Source organism: Limnobacter olei (assembly GCF_029087225.1).
GTDB classification, from domain to species: domain Bacteria; phylum Pseudomonadota; class Gammaproteobacteria; order Burkholderiales; family Burkholderiaceae_B; genus Limnobacter; species Limnobacter olei.
Map to the genome: position 1 here is coordinate 118,539 of NZ_JARFJD010000002.1, position 17,762 is coordinate 136,300.

Below are 17,762 nucleotides of genomic sequence, written 5' to 3' on the forward strand. Positions count from 1 at the left end.
TCAGAACAGAGTTCGCCAGCAACGATCAAAAGTTACACCGTTGCAGCATAGTCCAAACTAGTCACGGTTACGGCTGAATTTTTCTACCTTTTCCCACAACTGCAAATACGCTTCAGCCGACCGGAACAAAGTGGCCACAGCAGGTTTACCGCCGGGTTGCATCATCATGTCCGCGATGTAATCCGGGTACAAGCCATAGTGGGCCACACCATCGGTGTTCAGGTCATACACGCGTTGGCCGGTTCTCTGGCGCTCAAACACCACATCACCCATCGGTGATTTGAAGGGATACACCAAGGGCTTTTCAGCTGCGTCAGCACGGGGATCTGCCTGCTGGTGAATGCCATTGATATCTGAACCAAACCCGCTCGCAGGTGCTTTGCCAGCTGGATACAAAGCACTCAATTTTTGAATGTAGTCCACTGCCGTGGGAGAAGGTTTGTCGGGCAAATTGGAAATAAGTCCGCCTGAATCGACGATGCGCTGGCTATCACGCGCGGCGCTGATGGTGCCCGAGTGTCCGGACACCACCGGCAGGCCACGTTCCTTCATCATGGCCAATACCCGTTTGCGCGACAGAGCGCCCATGTGGTCTGTCTCAACAATCACGCCTTTTGTTGCCAAGGCATCAATTAGAAAATCGCCCAGTTTTGTCAAACCACGCGCATTGCGCTGGCACTCCCGTCCCGGCACATCTTCAGGAGTGGGCGGGGTATTGGTCAATTGCAGCAAAGCCAACTCAAACAAACCGTAGTCCTTGCTGTCCACTGTCGAAGGTTCAGCACTGTCTATGTCTTCACAGGTGGTGCTTGCAAATGGGTGACCAGTTTCCCAAATATTGCCGGCATTGAAGACCTGCATCAACGCAGCATCCTTGGTGAAGCGGCTAATTTCAGTACCACCAAACGCATTGTCGAATATATGAAGAGGAAATACGCTGCGAATACCCAACGCATAAAACTCATCCAATCGCTCCAGAATCTGCTGCTCTGTGCACTCGGGCATGCCCATGAATTCGCCGCAGTTGAACAGTTTTTCGTTTTCAATACCCATCACCACAGCAAGCTTACCGTCAGCGATCACGTCACGCGCCGTGGCGCTGTCGTAAACAATCCTGAACCATCCCTTTCCAGGACCACCTTCCTGGGCGTCAACATATTCCTCCAGATCCAGCAGCAATTGCCTTTGCAATTTCACGCTTTCCATTTCATCGCAATCATGTTCTTTCAAAGGCCACACTTGGCAAATTACCTCATTGGCCACAAAGTGATTCACCATAATGCGCTGCCCACCCATCCACGCGCGCTTCATCCACATGTAATAAGTTTGGTGATGGGTTTGAGACCTGGGGTTGGGCCAATAACTGAAAGTGGGCCAACCGTCCGTGGCGTGTTGGTTGACAGGGCTGCCGGTGGCCAACAGGTTGTCCAACACACCCAAGGTGCCTTGCGGGCCATGGTCAGCTTCACAACTGTTCAAGGCCTTGGTAATCCCAAAAGGGTGAAACGGGCGACCATGTGCCAGCTTGCCCCCCAACGCCTCACTGCCACCAATGTGAATGTGCGTGTCCACCCAACCCACCACTTCCCCATTCGAAGTGGTACCCTTGAACGGCGTACCAGTGGCATTCAACTCGGCCTCAGGAAACACGGCACACCCCGAAGCGGGTTGCAACACAAACGAGTCAGCCTCTGCCTCGCCACTGACCAAGGCAAGCCCCCCACTTTGAACAGCCAGAAATTGTTGGGTGACCAGTTGCCTGAACCGAAATGAATTTTGTCGTGACGCAGGAATGATTTCCCACACAGTTAAGAATCCAGGCTCAGCCTGTGCAAAGGGTGTTGTATCGTTGCTTGATACTGCACTTTGCTGATCGATGGCCTCACCCAAAGACTCTCCAGCCTGACGCACGCCATCACTGACCGGCTTCAAAGGCTCAATCACTTCCGCGAGATCACCAAGACCAGACAAAAAATCGGTGCCGGTTCGGAGAAACTGGATTAGCTGCGCTTGATTAAAAGGGTTTGAATTAGAAAGTCCGAGAAAACTTGCATTGCTGTCCAACAACAAGTATTGCCCCAGGCGACTGGGTTTGAAAAAAAAGGGCGAAGGTGTGTTGCCAAGGCTATAACTGCCAGAACCGACCTGCAGAAAGCGTCCATCGGCGGTGGCGACTGAAAAGCATTGATTGGCAATGTTGAATTGATCGAACCTCGAGTCAGTTTGCCCTGGTTGGACTCGTGTACTTGAAGTGGATGAGGCGTCACCGCCCCCCAAGCAACCTGCCAAGGAAAGAAGCACACCAAGCAATACCAAACAAGAGGCCGCTCGTCCCATCTCTGTCTCCACTTTCTGAGTATTTCGGAAAGTGTAGAACAGGCGTGAATTTGCCAATGTCGACTAGCTGACACAAACTCACGATGTTGACACTGACCGTGCCACTTATTGCTCAGGCTGGGTCCTCAGAAAGAATTCCTGAGGTAACTGCGTTGCGCAAAAACTGTTTTTCGTAGTGACGATTTCGTCGCGCTTTCTTGGCTTTCGCGCGCTTGTCATAACGTTTGTCAACGATCAACTCATCCAGGTTTGACAATTGATCCGGGCTTACGACCTGCTTCATCGAATTTCGCTTCGTCATGATGACTGCCTGTACTGCAAACTACACGAAACAAAATCATAAATGAAAAAGGACCTAGCGGATCACTCACGCTAAGTCCTTCGTATTTTGGGGCGATGTATGGGGCCTAGAACTACAGCTAAACGAGGACCAGGCATCAGCCTTTTGGACCAAGTTTGCTGATCTTATGGCCAATCTAGTCTGGTTGCTTCGCGTCTAAGCTAACCCCAAAAAGGTTAATCAATTCAGATAAACCTCGATTCTCAAAAAGACTCGACATAAACGGCCCGGGCGTAAATATTTGCATGTCCAACTTCATCATTTGATCAACTTGCACCGCAGCAATTGATCTTTTCAACACCTGTAAATTTCTTAGAATTCCCCCTCTATTTTTTTACTACCCAATAATTTCAATTACTTAGAGCACCTGGCACACCCCTTGCCCCCTCTACTAGGGAAATCAAGCAAGAGGGTTCCAAATGATCAAAGAAGTCAAAACATCAAAAAGCGACACCCCGCCACCAGAGATGAACGGAATTCTGGAGGCATCCATTCCGCGCTATGTGCGTGTGACGGGCACCTTGAACAATCGCTTTGTCGAATTCGAGTTTTCGATTGGCGATCCAGAACTTTGCGTGGAACTGGTCATGCAGTTTGAGCAGTTTCAAGAGTTCTGCAAACAGCACAAGGCCGTTGAGCTAACCGCCGAACAATGTGCCTGGCTGGATTACGAAAGACTGAAATGGCAATTCGGCCAGGCCGGTGTCAGCGAATAAAAAGCCAAATAAATAGAGGAAAGGAGAAGACATCATGCAAGTCGACATCAAAACGTCGAACATCAAACAACTGCGCAACACGTTCTCACATGTGGCCCGTAGGCTAGGCGCAGACAAACCTGCATCGCGCTATCAGGAAGCCACATTCGACATGCAGTCGGACACCAACTTCCACTACCGCCCTATTTGGGACCCACAGTACGAACTGTACGACACTGCCCGAACAGCCATCAAAATGGCCGATTGGTACAGCTTCAAAGATCCACGCCAGTATTACTACGGCGTGTACACCATGAATCGTGCCAAGCAACAAGATGCAGCCGAAAAGCAGTTTGAGTTTGCAGAAAAGCGTGGTGTGTTTTTCAACCTCTCGGAAAAAGACAAAGAACATCTGATCTTCGCCGTGCTGCCGCTTCGCCACTACGAGTGGGGCGCAAACATGAACAACTGCTTCTGCACCAGCTTCGGTTACGGCGCTGCAATTACACAAGCCACCATGTACAACACCATGGACCGCTTGGGCCTGGCGCAATACGTCAGCCGCCTGGGTTTGCTACTCGATGGCAACACTGGCGACTCGCTGGAAGTGGGTAAACAACACTGGCTGCACACCCCTGAATGGCAAGAATTGCGCCGAAGCATGGAAAACCTGTTTGTCACCAAAGACTGGTTTGAAGTCTTTCTGGCCCAGAATTTTGTGATGGACGGCTTGGTCTATCCGATGTTTTACAAGCATCTTGAGACCCGCCTCAACCCAATGGCCGGCCAAACCTTCTCTATGTGTACCAACTTCATGCAGGAATGGTTTGTGGAAACCCAGCGTTGGGTGGACTCCACCATCAAAACCGCAGTGGATGAATCACCAGAGAACAAGGAAATACTGAGCCGCTGGTTCGACATCTGGATGACTGAAACCACACGCGCCTTGCAGCCTTTGATGACCGCATTGTTTGCAGAAGAGGCCGCCAGCATTTTCATGCAGATCAAGGAAGAGCTACTGGTGCGCGCCAAGAAGATCGGTTTGAAAACACCTGGAGCCCCAGCATGAACATGCCTACCCCCGAACGCACGAAAACGCCGGTGTTCATTGCATTTGTAACCAACGACGACACGCGCAATATCGTAGCCGCCATTCGGGAAGACAACCCGCAAGCCACGGTCGAGGAGTTCCCGGCGATGGTCAAGATCGAGTCGCCCGGCCGTTTGGTGGTCAAGCGCCAAAGCGTATCGGACCTGATGGGGCGTGACTGGGATCTTCAGGAAATTCACCTGAACCTGATTTCCCTGTCGGGCAGCATCAATGAAACCGAGGATGAATTTGAACTGTACTGGGGCCAGGCGGCATAACAACCACCAAGCTTCAGAAAACTTTCAACTTGAAGGAGTAGAGACATGAGCGCAGTACCCAAAAACACAGGCAATAAAAAACTTGGCCTGAAAGAGAAATACGGCATGATGACCCGCGGACTTGGCTGGGACACCACCTACCAGGCCATGGACGATGTATTCCCTTACGACCAGTTCGAAGGCATCAAGATCCATGACTGGGACAAGTGGGAAGACCCCTTCCGCCTGACCATGGATGCGTACTGGAAATTCCAGGGCGAGAAAGAGAAGAAACTCTACGCCATCATTGACGCCTTTGCACAGAACAACGGTCAGTTCAATGTGACGGATGCTCGCTACATCAACACATTGAAGTTATTCCTCACAGGTGTATCACCACTGGAATATGCAGCGCACCGTGGTTACGCCCACGTGGGTCGTTCTTTCCGTGGAGTTAGTGCACGAATCGCATCGCAGATGCAGGCAATTGATGAATTGCGCCATGCACAAACGCAGGTACACACCATCAGCCACTACAACAAGTTCTTCAATGGCTTGCACGACTTCCGCCACATGCACGACCGTGTCTGGTATCTCAGCGTGCCCAAAAGCTATTTTGAAGATGCGCAGTCTGCAGGCCCGTTTGAATTCATTACAGCCATCTCGTTTTCCTTCGAGTATGTACTGACCAACCTGTTGTTTATGCCATTCATGAGCGGTGCTGCCTACAACGGCGACATGGCCACGGTTACTTTCGGCTTTTCCGCCCAATCAGATGAATCCCGCCACATGACTCTTGGTCTTGAAGTGGTCAAGTTCATGCTGGAACAAGACCCAGGCAACAAAGACATCGTTCAAAAGTGGATCGACAAGTGGTTCTGGCGCGGTTATCGCCTGCTGGCCTTGGTGTCGATGATGATGGACTACATGCTGCCCAAACGCGTGATGAGCTGGCAGGAAGCATGGGAAACCTATTTCGAGAAAAACGGTGGCGCCCTTTTCGAAGACTTGAGCCGCTACGGTATTCGCATGCCCAAGTACCACGAAGTAGCCAGCAAAGAGAAAAGCCGTTTGAGCCATGAAGTATGGGCTACTTTCTACAACTTCAGCCATGCCGCTGCATTTCACACTTGGGTACCCGAAGAAAGCGAACTGAAGTGGTTGAGCGAGAAGTACCCCGACACTTTCGACAAGCACTATCGCCCACGTTTTGAGCACTGGGATGCCCTGCAGAAAGAAGGTAAGCGCTGGAGCAACCCTGGCCTGCCGATGCTGTGCCAGTTGTGCCAGGTGCCGACAATTTTCACGGAACCCGATGACCCCACAACCACCTGCCTGCGGGAAACAACCTACCACGGCATGAAGTACCACTTCTGCTCGGATGGTTGTAAAGACATTTTCGATAACGAGCCCGAGAAGTACGTTCAAAGCTGGCTGCCTGTGCACCAGATTTTCCAGGGTAACTGCGGCGGCGAAGGACTGGACAATGTACTGAAGTACTACAACCTGGTGCCCGGCCAGGACAACGGTGAATACATGGGCAGTCAGGACCAAATGAACTGGGAGCAATGGACAGGGCGTGATCACAAAGACGCACCGGCGGCCTGACAACAACTAGGAGGAGAACAACATGGCACTCGTTTCATTGCAGCCGGGCTACACCGGCGTGGTACGCGATCTTGAAGAGAACTTTCACGGCAACCGCTTGTTGTTCGTGAACTGGGAACACCACCTAATGTTTTGCGCACCCATGGCCTTGCCACTGCCACCCGCCATGCCCTTCGGGGCATTGGTGAATGAGGTACTGCCGTCGCTGTATGGAAGTCACCCGGACTTTGCAAAAATTGATTGGAGTACCGTTCAGTGGAAACACGGGCGTGAAAACTTCACCCCTGACTTGGGAAAATCGCTGGATGAAAACGGTCTGACCCACAAGTCAGTGCTGCGCTTCACCACGCCAGGGCTGACCGGCATTGCCGGTTCCAGCACCTGAACCAACGGAGCCTGCCATGAGCTATCAACTCACCATCGAACCGATTGGTCAAACAATCGATATCGAGGAAGGGCAAACCGTGCTGGACGCCTGCCTTCGTGCGGGTGTTTGGCTACCCCACGCCTGTGGTCATGGCCTGTGCGCCACTTGCAAGGTACAAGTGGTAGAAGGTGAATTCGAACATGGTGAAGCCTCACCGTTTGCGCTGATGGACTTTGAACGCGATGAACGAAAGATTCTGGCGTGCTGCGCAACCGTTGAATGCGACACTGTGATTGAAGCTGAGGTGGATGAAGATCCGGATGCGCAATTCATCGGACTTCAGGATTTCTCCGGGCGTGTGGTCAAAGCTGACATGCTCACCCCCACCATTCGCGGTATCTGGCTTGAAGTCGATGAGCCAGTTCACTTTCAAGCCGGGCAGTACGTCATGCTGAAAGTACCGGGCGTGCAGGGCGAACGTGCGTTTTCAATCGGCAATGCCCCAGGCACAAACCTGGTTGAATTGCACATTCGAAAAGTACCAGGCGGTGCGGCCACCACCTGGCTGCATGACAGACTGAAGGTGGGTGACACATTGGAATTCACCGCCCCGCTGGGTCGCTTTTTCACACGTAAATCGGCAAACCTGCCCATGATCTTTCTGGCTGGTGGTTCAGGTCTGTCGAGCCCCAAAGCCATGATTGAAGAATTGTTCAATGAGGGTTGCACATTGCCCATGACTTTGGTGCAAGGGGCACGCAATGAGGCTGAGCTTTACTACCACAACTACTTCACGGAGCTTGCAGCCAAACACGCCAACTTCACCTACATTCCTGCCCTCTCGGATACAGAGGTGAGCGCAAGTTGGACTGGTGCGAAAGGTTTTGTTCACGAGGCATTGAAGGCGCACTTCAACAATGATTTTCGGGGCCACAAGGCTTACATGTGCGGACCACCGCCCATGATTGAAGCGTGCATCGCCACGCTGATGCAAGGGCAATTATTTGAACGAGACATTTACACCGAGCGGTTCCTGACCTCGGCCGATGCAGAGGGATTGGCAAAGAAAAGCCCGCTGTTCAAACACGTGTAACGGAGGGCCGCACACATGCACCGCGTGGCCATTCAGAACACCAAGGAAGAGTACACATGCAGCTCAGAAGACAACCTGCTAAAAGGCATGGAGCAACTGAACCGCAAAGGCATCCCGGTGGGGTGCCGTGGAGGTGGATGCGGCGTATGCCGTGTCCGGATTGAATCGGGCGAATATCGCACCCTGAAAATGAGTCGACAGCATGTTACTGCTGAAGAACAAGCCCAGGGCGTGGTGCTGGCCTGCAGATGTTTTCCGCTGACCGACCTTGAACTGTCGGCAATCGGAAAAATGGAAAAGTGCATTGCAAAGCATTTCGCCAAGCAACCCATGCACTCATAGCTATAAAACCATAGGGATAAGGAGATCAACATGGCAATGACAGGCGTATTAAGGCCAAGCCACGTGGCGCTTCGGGTGCTGGATTTGGAACCAGCCGTTAAGCATTACACCGATGTGCTGGGCCTGCTGGAAACCGGGCGCGACAAACAAGGTCGCGTGTACCTGAAAGCGTGGGATGAACACGATCACCACAGTGTGGTGCTGCGTGAGGCCGACGCAGCGGGTATGGACTATATGGGCTGGCGTGTGGATAGCATTCAAACCCTGAAAGACTTGTCCAAAAAGGTTAAAGAAAGTGGCCTTGCCACCGACTGCTGCTGGATACCTGCTGGCGAGCATCTGGAGACTGGTGAGCGCTTCCGCTTCACTACAACCACTGGCCACACGATGGAATTGCTGGCCGAGAAAAACAAAGTGGGTAACTGCCTTCCTCTGGTGAACCCCGACCCCTGGCCAGATGATCTGAAGGGCATGGGCCCCTCCCGCTTTGACCATTGCCTGCTGTACGGCGATGATCTGGATGGCGTGGTGAAACTTTTCACGGAAGTGCTTGGCTTCGACATCACTGAACAAGTGGTGGCTGAGGACAACCACGACTTTCGCATCAGTGTGTTTTTAAGCTGCTCAACAAAACCGCACGATGTGGCCTTCATTCGACAGCCCATGAAAGGGGCGTTCCACCATGCCTCGTTTATTCTGGACAACTGGGGCGAGGTACTTCGCGCAGCCGACATCATTTCCAAAAAGAAAGTGTCACTCGACCTTGGGCCCACACGCCATGGTATTACCCGTGGTGAGACGATTTACTTCTTCGACCCCTCGGGCAACCGCAACGAGGTGTTTGCGGGAGGTTACATCCACTACCCGGACAAGCCAATAATTACCTGGACAAGCGACGACCTTGGCCGGGCGATTTTCTACCACGACAGAAAGCTCAACGAGAACTTTTTGGGCGTATTCACCTAAGGAACAGACTGCTTACGGTGGGCCGTTCTTGCGGCCTTGAAAAGCCCAAACGGGGTAGTCGACCCGCTTGGGCTTTTTTACATTGTTTGACTGAAAAACAAGGCATAATCAAAAGAAAAAAGCCAAAGGCACATTGGAGACATGAATACTGTGACCGACCTGCAATCCCTGTTGAGATTCAATCTGCCATCCGGCCACATCTGGCTGGACGAGCAACGCATGCTACTGATGCATGCCCGCGCACTAGGCGCGCTGCGCAAGGAACTGTTTGAAACCCTGGGCCTGAAACGCGCACGCGGTCTGCTGGTTCGACTTGGCTTTGCCTCGGGTATTCGTGATGGCCAAGTGGCCTTAAAACACCGACGCGCTGGCAGCTCCGTTGAAGAAGCTTTCATGCTGGGCCCGCAGTTGCACACGCTGGAAGGCATGGTGCAGGTTGAAAAACTCAGCATGGAAATCAATCTGCCCACCAAGCACTTCTACGGAGAGTTTGTGTGGAAAAATTCCTGGGAAGATGAAGCCCACGTGGCCGACTATGGACAAGGCGATGAACCAGCCTGCTGGACCATGATTGGCTACGCATCGGGCTACACCAGCGCCTTCATGGGCAGGCTGGTGCTGTTCCGTGAAATGGAATGCATGAGCCAGGGCGATTCCCAGTGCCTGATCATTGGTCAAAGCGCAGAGGCCTGGAACGACCCAGAATATGAAGAGTATTTCAAAGCACAGGCCTTTGCTGAAGAATTGATTGAATACCACATGGGCGCAGAAAAGCTGGATACAGCCCTGGTTCGCCGCCGCAGCAATGATGACTTGGTAGGCGTATCGCCTGCCTTCATGAATGCGTTCGAATTGCTGCAGCGCGCGGCACAAGGCAGCATCACCGTGCTGCTGTTGGGCGAAACAGGGGTGGGTAAGGAAATGTTTGCTCGCTGGTTACACGACAACAGCCCGCGCGCTAAAGGTCCGTTTCTCGCAGTAAACTGCGCGGCCATTCCGCATGAATTGATTGAAGCAGAGTTGTTTGGTGTGGAAAAAGGCGCTTACACGGGTGCACACACGCCGCGCGCAGGCCGCTTCGAACGCGCCGACCACGGCACCTTGTTTCTTGATGAAGTAGGCGACCTGCCCTTGTCAACCCAGGTGAAATTGCTACGCGTATTGCAAACTGGCGAGTTCGAAAGGTTAGGATCTGAGCGCGTACAAAAAGTAAATGTGCGCATTGTGGCAGCAACAAACGTGGAACTTCAGCAGGCCATTCGCGAAAACAAGTTCCGAATCGATTTGTATTACAGACTGAATACCTTCCCCATCAAAATACCGCCACTGCGTGAACGACAGGCCGATATCTCGCCGCTGATCAACCGCTTCATGACCAAGTACTGCGCAAGCTACAACAAGAAACTGCAAGGGCTGACCGACAAAGCCATGCAAGAGATGATGAGCTATGAATGGCCCGGCAATATTCGCGAACTGGAAAACCTGATTGAACGCGCTGTGGTGCTGGCACCCGACGGGGGATATGTGGAGGCCTGCTACTTGTTTGATGACCGCATCGAGCCTTGCAAAGAAAAATCGCAGCTTAATGCGCAAGGCGAATTGGCACCAGTTGAAACGCGCCCTATTGATGACTTGTGCAACGAAATTTTGACCAAGAATGTGGGACTAGACACCTTGGAACGCCGGCTGATGCAAACCGCATTGAAACAGGCCAAAGGTAACCTGTCTCAAGCTGCACGGGTGTTGGGTATTACACGCCCGCAACTGGCTTACCGGCTGAAGAAGGAAGGCATTCCGCTGGAGTGATAAAAAAAGGCAAATTCCTGAAAATCAGAAATTTGCCTTAAAGCCTCCTGGAGGAGGATCAGTTCCGGCGAGACGCTACCGGACACTAGCGGATGAACAGATCAATTGCCACCGCGCATGAACTGCACGCGCATCATTTCTGGTGGAGTCAACTTGGGATCAACCAGGCCTTTGAACTGGCCTGTAGTGCAGTGCTGGCTTTGAACGTCAACCATGCTGAAACTGTCGTCAATCGCCACACCTGTGCCTTTGTTAATGGGGTGGTGGAAATCAGGATGGCTCTTGCCAATTGTCCAGCTTTTCCACAACTCATTCTTGCGGTCATACACCAGCGTTCTTGACACTGCGAATGTTTGCGCATCTACATGCATTACACGCTTGCCGATGGGGTGCGAAGGATTCACAGGCTTTGCTTCCAGCACATACACCTTGCGCAACTGCCAGGTGATATCCGGGAAACACTGGCCTTGCCCAGTGAAGTTGATGAACTTGAAGCCATCGGCTTCCTTGAACTCGTCTGTCAACTTCATCTCGGTGTGATTGTAAAACGGCATCAGAATGTTCTTTGTGCCTTTGAAACTCCAGTTCATGTCAGAAACCCGACCGTTATAGCCCTCAAAGTCCTCAATCATCAGATCGGAACCCAGGAATGAATCTGTGGTTTGCCCAGTGGCCAGGCGACGAACTCGGCGCTGAAAACCCAGGTACAAGTTAGCTTCGTCCAGCTTCTGATCATCGTCATAACGTTGAATCAACAACTGTGTGTCTTTCAAATCCTGAGGCTCAAGTACTTTCACATAAATTGCACGAAAAAAGTCTGAAGGATTCGGTGTTACCTCAGGTGTCGGCGAGTGTTGAACACGATGCTTGAAATTCAGAAAGTGAAAGTTGTACTTGATGGTGCGCTCAAGCTGACCGGTTTGAAGGTTACGAAACTTCCAGTAGAAAGGATAAATGGCTGCGCCATCGCCCCAATTGATACCGTATTTGTAATTCCACGCCAGCTTCTCGCCTGCACGCGGGTCTTTCATATCAGGCTCCTCAAGGAATGGGCGACCACCTGCGAATCCAGTCAAGTCGCCATTCTTGGAACCTAACTTCGTTTTGCCCATATTCTTGCGGCTAGCTTCCACATAAAATTTGTCCACATCAAAGCTGGTTGTTTTTCCAACCCTGATGTCGTACCAACCATTCTTCACGGTCATGTACATGCCAGGGTCGAGCGCCTCTTTAAACTGTTCCACATTCGATTTGTTTACCACTGTGCCGGGTTGCAAACCAGGCACAGAGGGCACACCACTTTTGTACGGATTGAATGAATTTTGCAAATCAGCCTCGGTGGCTGCCTGGGCTGTACCCAAGGTGCCCACTGCGGCGATGGAAATTGCGAGGGTTCTCAGTTTCATGTTGTGTCTCCTGTCTGATTAGAAGTTGTAACGCATCTGCACAAACAGATCGTCTTCTTTGAATGCCGCGCCAATCGGGCCTGCGCGGAATCGGCCAAGTGGTTCAAATCCACCCAAACCTGCTGACCCAGATGTCGATCCGGGTGGACCAGTTACGCCTGGGTATGGGTTACAAGAACGGCAATCATCAAACTGGTACTTGTTGTTCTCACCCACTTTGAAGTTGGCACCGAACACAAATTTAAGGTTATCGCTGTAAAGCCATTCAACCGATGGCGCAATTGCGGTAGCTTCTGCCTTGAAGTCGTGTGCCATGATCAGCGTTGGGCTGACACGGCCGTTCTGCAAGAAACCTTTCACCAGCAAAGTGCCAATTGCGTTGGTTTCCCAATCAGGCATTCCTGCAATGCCAAGCGGGCGTTGCTCTACTTCATGGTCAAAAATATGCTGAACAAACAGCTGACCAGAAATGAGTGTGGCAATTCGTGGGTTGATCCAGTCAATGAATGTTGGGCGGTCCACGCCCACCACTGCGCGGAAGACATTGTTCTCTGAATACAACTGGGGTTTCAATGTGTTCGCAAACTCTTCACCTTCGGTGAATGCAGCCTCTACGCGCACAGCAGCTGCAGCAGCTTCAATCTGGAAGTCGAGTGAACCACCCACCAGATTCACACGCGGATACACGAAATCAAATGCGATCAAGTGCGTGTTGTCGGGGCCTTGAGGCGCACCGGTTCCTACGTTCGCACCGCCACTGGTAATGCCACGCAACGATGGTAACTGCGAACGATAAGTCAGTGCATTCAGAGAAAAGCCTGTGCCGTTGGCAGTGATGCCTTCGTACTTGATACCCAGTTGGGTGTTGTCCAGTTTCCAGTCGGGCAAATGCACATTTCGAATGCCAATTTGACCAGGGCCAAAGTTGGCAGCAATGGTCTGCATACCCCCAGCATCGGGCAAAAAGTTGGCTACAGTACCACCGTTGTCCCACAGGTTTTTCAAACCGCGAAACAGGCAGCCCGCATCCAAAATAACGTTGGGTTGACCGCACTGACCCAGATTATTGGGGCGAAACTTATCGAAATTCCAAACCACCTGCAAGTTGCGATCCTGCATGGTTTCCGAAGGCCCAAGGCGCCATTCCGCCTGCGCTATCCACATGGGGATGCGAATATCTTCCAGTTCGTCGTAAATATTGTTGCGGGAAAAATCAACTGGATTGATCACGTCAAGAACACGGAACAAATCGGTGCGTCCCCACACAACCTGCTGCTTACCCACGCGAACAAAAAGCTCCGTTCCATCTTTCAATGCAAAGCTATTGGTTGCATACGCTTCACGAATGAAGTCGAGGCGGCTGTTGAACTCCGGGTGACGCAACTCGTTCAACGTCAAATCACCGTAACCACCAAAGTCGACGCAACCACGTGAATCGTAGTCGCATGGACGCACCGGCACACCAAAGGCCACACCACCGTTTTGTCCATGCCAACGATCGCCCAGCACACGGAAACCTTCGTTGGGGCTATTGGGATACGTTGCGCCATTGAACAAAGGCACACCACCTCCGTGGGGCACGCTGCCACCAGGGCCGATCGAACTTTGCAGCTGAATCGGGCCACCCGCCGATTTGCCAAACTGGTCTTTATTCAGGTCATACACACCATCGTAGGTACCACGGAACGTGCCGTTGTAACGCCATCCGTTCTTGCCTGTCTTTTCACCTTCCGCAATAAGTGTATTTCTGAATTTGGCCATGCCCACCGATTCGCCAGTGTTGTCTTCACCGCGATACACCGAGTGGTTTTCGTAGAACATGTCCACCTCATAATCCTCACCTTCAAACGTTGCCGCAGTTGCAACACACGGCCATGCGCCGAGTACCGCTGCTGCCAACACCGCAGAACGCAAGACGGGTTTTTGTCTCATCTTTTTCATATTGCCCCTTCTCCTTTGTTGCTGTTGTACTGCTTGATAATTTTTCAGGCGGCTTTCGCCAGTTTCAAATCAGCGGCTTGTGCTTTCTCTTGTCGCACTTCACCCATCACAAACCTCGGTTTGAATACGACACACCAAGCCGGCACAATCAACATGGCGGCGATGGCATTCACAATCAGCATGAAACTCAGCAGCACAGCGGCGTCAGACTGGAATCGGAGATCGGACATGAAAATCCACAACACCACACCCGCGATCAGCGTGGCGGCAGTGAAGCTGACGGCATAACCTGTGGAGGCCACGGCATTGATCACGGCTTGTTTGATGTTTTTGACAACGTGCATTTCTTCACGAATACGGTCCATGAAATACACGGCATAGTCGATACCGACACCTACACCCACCGCAATGACAGGCACTGTATTCACGCTGATGCCGATACCAAATGCACCCATGTAGGCGTAGGTCATTAGCGTGGCAAACAGCATTGGCATAATCATTAACCAGCCGGCATGAACCGAGCGGTAATACACCATGACCAGCGTGAAGGCCATGATCATTACGGCAGGAATAATAATCATGTGGTCGGTGTGCAAAGCCTGGTTGGCTGCGGCTGTCACGCCAATAATTCCGCCACCCAGTTCAATGGTCAGCCCAGGTACCTCGGCTTCAGCAATGCGCTTTCCTTCCTCAGCCAAAGCAACAATGCGGTTGATGGTGCTGGCCTTGTGGTCTTTGTAGTAAAAAACCATATTGGCTTCGTTTTCGTCGGGCGTAACAAACTCTTTCAGCGCACCGGGAATCGGGCTTGACACCTGGTAGGCGAACATCAATCCGCCCACCTCAGCTTCGTTGTCGGGCAACTGCGCCCAACGGGGATCATCGTTGTGCAACAATCGGTTCACCACTCGAACCACGCCGGGGATGGCTTTGGTGCCACCAAGCTCAGGGTCGCTTAGCATGTGTGCCTGAAACTTTTCAATCGCTGCCATCACTTCAGGGCGCTTGATACCACCCTTCTCTGCCGTGCGCGCCAGCACATGCAATTCCTCCGAACCTGGGAACAAATCATTTATCGCTTTGGTGCCCAGGTTGTAGTCGTGATCACGGTTCAGAATAGGCGAGCCTGGTTCAGATTCACCCATTTGCACGTCTTTCACGTAATACAAACCCGCTGCTGAAAATGCCACGGTGGCGATCAACACAGTGAGTGCACCATTGAAACGCGCCACGGTTTTGCTGGTGATACTACCCAGCGCATCACGAATACCCTGGTTTTCGTTTTTGGTATTTTTGGGCTGGGGAAGAATGGTCAACGCCAGTGGCACCATGAAGTGCACTGTGAAAATGACCGAGAAGCCCCAGAAGCCGGCTGCGATACCAAGCTTGTAATTGAACGGTGCAGCACCCAGCACCAGCACGGCAATACCCAAGGCATCCACAGTAATCGCCAGCGAGCCTGGGCGGAACAGAGCCTCGAGCGCATTGCGTGCAGCCTTTTTTCCGTTCTTTACAATGGCCAGTTCTTCGTAGTAGCGCACCACCAACTGCACACCGTGCGAAGTGGCACGCGCAGCGATCAGAAAAGGAATCGGCAAAGACAATGGCTCAAGGTTGATACCCACCATGGCCATGAAACCCAAACCCCAAATCGATGACAAAGCGATTCCCAACAAAGGCAATGCAATGCCGTAGAAGCGCCGGAAATAAACAATCAGCAACAGCGTGAGCAAGGCCAAGGTGTAGGCCATAATGGCCACCAATTGATCCAGATAGGTGTAAACCCAACCGGTGAGCACAGGGTTACCCGTGGTGTATAAATTGTGTTTGTCGTCCGTCAACTCGCTGCGCAGTTGCATCAGCGCACTGAATGTTTTCTCGTAATCAATATCGCCTTCGTTGAGCTGCGCTTTGATCAGGGCGGCCTTCATGTCAGGCGACACCAACAAACCATAAATGGTGGGGTTAGCTGTTACATCTTTCTGCAATTGCTTCAGTTGGGCATCACTTAACTCGCCATTGTTGCTGTCGTAGAAGGTATCGGAAAGAAAGGCGCCGGTTTCATCCAGATAAATTTTTCGGGAAGAACGATGTGTCAAGCTGCTCACCAAGTTGTGGTTCACGCTCGGCAAGTTGTCCACACCTTGTGTGGCTTTCTCAATCAGCCTTAAAGTGTCGTTATTGAAAATCGTGCCCTCTTTCACCTCCACCGCCATCACCACCATGTTGGCGCCACCGAAGTTTTCCTTCAGTTGGTTGTAAGTTTTGATGTAGGGATGGTTTTGGGGTAACAAGTCCGAGAAATCGGAGTACACCTTCAGTTGCGGAATGGCAGCCGCAAAACCCAAAGTCACCAGCATGATCATGCCCAGTACGATTTTGGGGTTGGCAAACAGCCACTCTTCAGCGCGAATAATTTGAGCGATCAAACGATCGGCGAAAGACTTGATCATGATGGGTCCGCCTGACTTGAATTGGAACTTTGAACCGTGCGAAGCAAGCCGCCTGGGCCGCCCACAACAATAGATTGATTACCTGACACAGCAGCGCCAAGGAAGGACAACACGGGGCGGTCATAGGCTACGTTCACCCATTGATCACCTTCTAGCTTCGCCAGCGTGCCATTGGCACCCACACCATGTGGAAACCCTGCGTGCATGAAAAGGCGATACAACGGAGCCTCCGTGGTGTTCACCAGGCGCGCCCAAGTCACCCCGCCATCCGTGGTTTTCAATACCTGACCTGCCAGGCCACTTGCATAGCCTGTGGAGGGATCAGAGAACAACGCGTCGTAGGTGTAGAAATCACCGGCGATCGGTTCGCCGCGCTGCCAGGTTTGGCCCCCATCAACGGTAAACGCCAGCATGCCGAACTCACCAAAAGCGATGCCGTGCGTATCGCTGGTGAAAGCCAGTGCCGTGAACTGTGCATCTTCATCGAAGCTGACCACGCGCCAGCTTTTGCCCTGATCGGTGGAGTTGATCAGGTTGGAACCAGAACCAACCACCCACAAACCACTGCTGTGGCACTCAATTGCCACCGGGCTGGAGGGCTTTTCGAATTTGGTAGGCAGCCAGTCTTTAAAATCGCCTGATGAAGTCCATACCGTGTTGTACACATCGAGCATGGCAGCGCTGCCATCGGGACAAAAAGTGGAATCAATGAACGAAGCGGTGTCCGATACCTGCTTGCGGGTCCACGTATTACCAGCGTCGGTAGACACAGTCACAACACCGGTTTGCGTACCACCCAACACGGTTGTGCCGGAAGCGCTCAAGGTTTGAATAACCTCAAAACGTTCAACAGTTTTTGGGGGTGGCGCTGAATTACTGCCGGATTGAACCGCGCTGTCAGCACAAGCGCTCAACAGCGCAGCACTGACCACTGCAAGCAGTGCCAAGCTAATTGTTGATTTTTTTAGGCGCAAAGGCGCCCCTGAATACTGAATATTCACAATGTCTCCTGCCTTCTCTGTTTGGCAAATGAAAAGCTGCTGTGGTTTTTATGTGCAGCT

15 protein-coding genes are annotated in these 17,762 nt (G+C 52.0%); 9 read left to right on the forward strand and 6 right to left on the reverse strand.

Annotation, left to right across the window (positions count from 1 at the left end; translation table 11 throughout):
• Positions 1 to 57: 57 nt before the first annotated feature.
• Together PY990_RS00660 and PY990_RS00665 are read right to left on the reverse strand one after the other, a co-directional pair.
• Positions 58 to 2,337, reverse strand: a complete 2,280-nt coding sequence (locus tag PY990_RS00660; protein ID WP_275269964.1) for an amidohydrolase family protein — start codon at positions 2,335 to 2,337, stop codon at positions 58 to 60.
• A 112-nt stretch (positions 2,338 to 2,449) separates the two neighbouring features.
• Positions 2,450 to 2,638, reverse strand: a complete 189-nt coding sequence (locus PY990_RS00665) for a hypothetical protein (RefSeq protein WP_275269965.1) — start codon at positions 2,636 to 2,638, stop codon at positions 2,450 to 2,452.
• A 458-nt stretch (positions 2,639 to 3,096) separates the two neighbouring features.
• Here PY990_RS00665 and PY990_RS00670 point away from each other — a divergent pair, with 458 nt between their 5' ends.
• The 9 genes from PY990_RS00670 to PY990_RS00710 all read left to right on the forward strand — a co-directional run bounded on the left by PY990_RS00670 (position 3,097) and on the right by PY990_RS00710 (position 10,901).
• Complete coding sequence (locus PY990_RS00670) at positions 3,097 to 3,393, forward strand: phenol hydroxylase subunit (protein ID WP_275269966.1); 297 nt, start codon at positions 3,097 to 3,099, stop codon at positions 3,391 to 3,393.
• A 34-nt stretch (positions 3,394 to 3,427) separates the two neighbouring features.
• Positions 3,428 to 4,441: an aromatic/alkene monooxygenase hydroxylase subunit beta gene (locus PY990_RS00675; protein WP_008250738.1), complete on the forward strand. Its 1,014-nt coding sequence runs from the start codon at positions 3,428 to 3,430 to the stop codon at positions 4,439 to 4,441.
• Positions 4,438 to 4,740: an MmoB/DmpM family protein gene (locus PY990_RS00680; protein WP_275269967.1), complete on the forward strand. Its 303-nt coding sequence runs from the start codon at positions 4,438 to 4,440 to the stop codon at positions 4,738 to 4,740. The genes PY990_RS00675 and PY990_RS00680 overlap by 4 nt, the downstream gene beginning before the upstream one ends.
• 45 nt (positions 4,741 to 4,785) lie before the next feature.
• Entirely contained in the window at positions 4,786 to 6,327 is a 1,542-nt protein-coding gene (locus PY990_RS00685) for an aromatic/alkene/methane monooxygenase hydroxylase/oxygenase subunit alpha (RefSeq protein WP_275269968.1), read from the forward strand.
• Between the two features lie 22 nt (positions 6,328 to 6,349).
• Positions 6,350 to 6,712: a phenol hydroxylase subunit P4 gene (locus PY990_RS00690; protein ID WP_275269969.1), complete on the forward strand. Its 363-nt coding sequence runs from the start codon at positions 6,350 to 6,352 to the stop codon at positions 6,710 to 6,712.
• Between the two features lie 16 nt (positions 6,713 to 6,728).
• Complete coding sequence (locus tag PY990_RS00695) at positions 6,729 to 7,787, forward strand: NADH:ubiquinone reductase (Na(+)-transporting) subunit F (protein ID WP_275269970.1); 1,059 nt, start codon at positions 6,729 to 6,731, stop codon at positions 7,785 to 7,787.
• A gap of 15 nt (positions 7,788 to 7,802) precedes the next feature.
• The gene (locus PY990_RS00700) at positions 7,803 to 8,129 is read left to right on the forward strand and encodes a 2Fe-2S iron-sulfur cluster-binding protein (protein ID WP_275269971.1); all 327 of its coding nucleotides are present in this window, start codon (positions 7,803 to 7,805) and stop codon (positions 8,127 to 8,129) included.
• 30 nt (positions 8,130 to 8,159) lie between these two features.
• Positions 8,160 to 9,095: a catechol 2,3-dioxygenase gene (locus tag PY990_RS00705; protein WP_275269972.1), complete on the forward strand. Its 936-nt coding sequence runs from the start codon at positions 8,160 to 8,162 to the stop codon at positions 9,093 to 9,095.
• A 141-nt stretch (positions 9,096 to 9,236) separates the two neighbouring features.
• Positions 9,237 to 10,901, forward strand: a complete 1,665-nt coding sequence (locus PY990_RS00710; protein ID WP_275269973.1) for a sigma-54-dependent Fis family transcriptional regulator — start codon at positions 9,237 to 9,239, stop codon at positions 10,899 to 10,901.
• A gap of 101 nt (positions 10,902 to 11,002) precedes the next feature.
• On the opposite strand, the gene PY990_RS00715 is transcribed toward PY990_RS00710, so the two are convergent.
• The 4 genes from PY990_RS00715 to PY990_RS00730 are packed head-to-tail and all read right to left on the reverse strand — an operon-like array spanning position 11,003 to position 17,702.
• Positions 11,003 to 12,307 carry a DUF1329 domain-containing protein gene (locus PY990_RS00715; protein ID WP_275269974.1) on the reverse strand — a complete coding sequence of 435 codons (1,305 nt, stop codon included), beginning with the start codon at positions 12,305 to 12,307 and terminating at the stop codon, positions 11,003 to 11,005.
• Between the two features lie 18 nt (positions 12,308 to 12,325).
• Positions 12,326 to 14,248, reverse strand: a complete 1,923-nt coding sequence (locus PY990_RS00720; RefSeq protein ID WP_275269975.1) for a DUF1302 family protein — start codon at positions 14,246 to 14,248, stop codon at positions 12,326 to 12,328.
• A 44-nt stretch (positions 14,249 to 14,292) separates the two neighbouring features.
• Complete coding sequence (locus PY990_RS00725) at positions 14,293 to 16,701, reverse strand: efflux RND transporter permease subunit (RefSeq protein WP_275269976.1); 2,409 nt, start codon at positions 16,699 to 16,701, stop codon at positions 14,293 to 14,295.
• Complete coding sequence (locus PY990_RS00730; protein ID WP_275269977.1) at positions 16,698 to 17,702, reverse strand: WD40/YVTN/BNR-like repeat-containing protein; 1,005 nt, start codon at positions 17,700 to 17,702, stop codon at positions 16,698 to 16,700. The genes PY990_RS00725 and PY990_RS00730 overlap by 4 nt, the downstream gene beginning before the upstream one ends.
• Positions 17,703 to 17,762: the final 60 nt, after the last annotated feature.